Source organism: Victivallis sp. (assembly GCF_048170485.1).
In the GTDB taxonomy this organism is placed as follows: domain Bacteria; phylum Verrucomicrobiota; class Lentisphaeria; order Victivallales; family Victivallaceae; genus Victivallis.
This window is the reverse complement of the sequence record NZ_DBEXAY010000270.1, coordinates 1-2,723: the sequence shown is the minus strand read 5'-3', so window position 1 is coordinate 2,723 and position 2,723 is coordinate 1. Positions and strand designations below refer to the sequence as shown.

The window sequence follows — 2,723 nt, the reverse complement described above, 5'->3', positions numbered from 1 at the left end:
CGTCGACGGCATGACCGCTTTTGAAGTAAAACTTCCGGTCGCCGGCGGCACTGTTCTGCTGGATGACCGGCCGCCGGCGGAATGCTGTCTGGCCGGGGATTATTTCCGCCTCGTCACCGGGCAGGGGCGTGTCGTGCGCGGTGTAATGGCGGACGCGTATCATCTGCTGATCGATGGAGAGTGCCGGGCTCTGGGCCTCGCAGACGCGGTGCGCATTCGGCAGGGCAGGGGGCGCGTGCTGCTCGGAGTGCGGGAAAAATTCTGTCCGGAACTCCTGGACGCCGATTTTGAAACCTTGTTTGCCGCGCGTCGCCGCTGGTTCGCCGGAGTAACGCTGCCGGAGTCACTCTCCGAACTTTCCCGCCGTACGGCCGCCAAAGCCTGTTCGATGCTCAAAACCCAGGTCTGTTCCCCGGAAGGAGTTTTGAAACACTTCTGGAGCACGCCGGACCGCTGGCCGCACCGCAGAATGTGGCTGTGGGATTCGGTATTTCACGCCATCGGCATGCGGCGGTTGAATCCGGAATTGGCGCGCAATTTCATCAGCGCTGTTTTCGATGTCTGCCGGGAAGACGGATTTATCCCGCATGCGGCATCGCCCACCGGCTTCTCGGATATTACGCAGCCTCCGATTCTCGCATTCGGCATCGCAAAGGTGGAGGAGGCGGAATCGAATCCGGAGTGGGTGAGGGGGCTTTATCCGCGGTTGAAGCGTTTTCTGGAGTGGATCTTCGCTCACCGCGACAGTGACGGGGCCGGACTGATGGAGTGGGCAATCGAAGCCCATGCCGACTGCCGCAGCGGCGAAAGCGGCATGGATAATTCGCCGCGTTTCGATGGAGCAATCCAGCTGGATGCACCGGATTTCAACGCCTATCTCGCCCGGGAATGCGAACTCATGGGCAAATTTGCCGCTCGATACGGTTTTGCCGCAGATGTTTCCTTCTGGCAGGAGCATCATGCCCGGCTCAACCGCCTGATGAATGAAAGGCTTTGGGATGACGCAGAGGGAATGTACACCGATTACGATGTAACGGCGAACCGCCGGACGAACGTCTACAGCTCCGCCGGATTCCTGCCGCTGCTCTCCGGCGCGCCGTCTCCAGAACAGGCGGCAAGAATGGTGAAACAGCTCACGGACCCCGCCAAATTCGGGACGCCCTTCGGGGTGCCTTCGATCAGCCGGGTTTCCGAAGCCGCCTACGCGAAGGACATGTGGCGCGGCCCGGTCTGGGTCAACATCAACTATCTGATCAGCGAAGGCCTGAGACGATACGGATTCCGGGCGGAGGCGGACCAGCTGTTGCAAAACACCATGCGGGAGGTGGAGAAATTCTATCAGAAGTACGGCACCTTCTTCGAATTCTACGACGACCGTCGGGAGTGCGACCCGCCGCAGCTGCTGCGCAAAACCTCGCTCGATCCGGATGACAGCCCGTACCATCAGGTCTTCTATGACTACGGCTGGACGGGGACACTGTATCTGGATATGGCGTTCGGGGCCTGGTCCTGATGCGGAGGATTCAGAGAGCAGAGGGCAGGGGAGCCATTCCCGGCACCCTGCTCTTTGGCGGAATCAAGAACGGTCAGTGCTTCTCTTCCAGAAAATAATATCCGTTACAATTGCCGCAAGAAAAAGCAGCAGAGTGATCACAATTCCAGTAAGTGCTGCAAAGCTCCACCACGAGAAGTACGCCATAGGCAGGAAAAACACACCGAGCACAACCGGGAACAGGAGAAAAAGCCAGGGCAAACGGTACGCTGCCATTACGATACCGCGAATCAGAAGATCTATCGCCAACATCGGATAAATCATTAGAAACCAGGCGATAGCCTGCAGACCACACGGTTCATATCCCAACGGTGACCATTGAAAATAAGAGAGTGTCACCACGATGGCCATCCATTCAGAAAAAGCCGCCGGCAAGAGGGCGAACAGAGCGGCGCACCATCGAAGGATGCGGGATCGTTTTATCGTTGCAAATAAATCGCCGGATTCCGTCATAAGGTGCCTCCTTACACCATACTATACACGTTGATGCCGGAAATTGCAACTCAGAAAATTTGTCAGCAACAGGCAGGGGAACTCAAGTTGCAGAGACAGGGTAGGGGATCTATTTTTTCATCGATAAAGCTCGTTTCACAAACTCCTCCGGGCAACTCGCGGGATCCACTCGCTTTGCTGGTCGCGCGGTCTGAAAGCCTATTTCGGGATCGGGGATGTTTCTGATCTGGCGATTACCGAAGGTGCGGCGCAACCGGAATTGCGCAAGTTCATGGATATTGTCGCCGAAGGGTTCCGCAAGCTCTCCACGGCGGAAAAGGCTTTGCTTCGAAATTATGCCGCCATGAACGATTACGACCGGGCTTCCGCGTTACTCTCCAAGCTGGCGATTGAGTTCTTCAAGGATGCAAGAGTAATCTCTTAGCGCCTGCATCCAGCCGGAGCAAAAAGCGCCGAAAAAAGACTTCATGTCTCTTCGGCCTTTTGCCCGGCGGTGCTGGCGCGCCGTATGATCGGCATCTCTCGAAACTTCGCCGAACGTCATAGAGGCTCGGTTATTGATCCGGCAGGGTGATTATACCCGTCGGGATTTCCGGGCCTTTCTCGTGGCTTTACGGTATATTTCTAACGTCGCATAATGAATCAGGCTATGTCAAGCCGACGGCGTTTCAGTAGTCAATAATTGAGCCGGCGGCTTGGCATAGTGGACATTATGCGG

At 56.6% G+C, this 2,723-nt stretch carries 3 protein-coding genes; 2 read left to right on the top strand and 1 reads right to left on the bottom strand.

Features of this window, described 5'->3' with window-relative positions; genetic code table 11:
• On the top strand, positions 1–1,513 hold a 1,513-nt coding region (locus ACMLHG_RS13975; RefSeq protein WP_417170890.1), incomplete at its 5' end, for an amylo-alpha-1,6-glucosidase.
• A 63-nt stretch (positions 1,514–1,576) separates the two neighbouring features.
• Here the strand turns inward: ACMLHG_RS13975 and ACMLHG_RS13970 are convergent.
• Positions 1,577–2,005 (bottom strand): hypothetical protein, encoded by a 429-nt coding sequence (locus ACMLHG_RS13970; RefSeq protein WP_295810941.1) that lies wholly within the window; start codon positions 2,003–2,005, stop codon positions 1,577–1,579.
• 271 nt (positions 2,006–2,276) lie between these two features.
• Here ACMLHG_RS13970 and ACMLHG_RS13965 point away from each other — a divergent pair, with 271 nt between their 5' ends.
• A complete protein-coding gene (locus ACMLHG_RS13965) occupies positions 2,277–2,429 on the top strand; it encodes a hypothetical protein (RefSeq protein ID WP_417170889.1) in 153 nt (50 codons plus the stop codon).
• Positions 2,430–2,723 lie beyond the last annotated feature (294 nt).

What these genes read in the sequence shown, in the direction of transcription:
- ACMLHG_RS13965 (WP_417170889.1), top strand. Translation starts at nt 2,277, where the DNA reads ATGGATATTGTCGCCGAAGGGTTCCGCAAGCTCTCCACGGCGGAAAAG.
- ACMLHG_RS13970 (WP_295810941.1), bottom strand. Translation starts at nt 2,005, where the DNA reads ATGACGGAATCCGGCGATTTATTTGCAACGATAAAACGATCCCGCATC.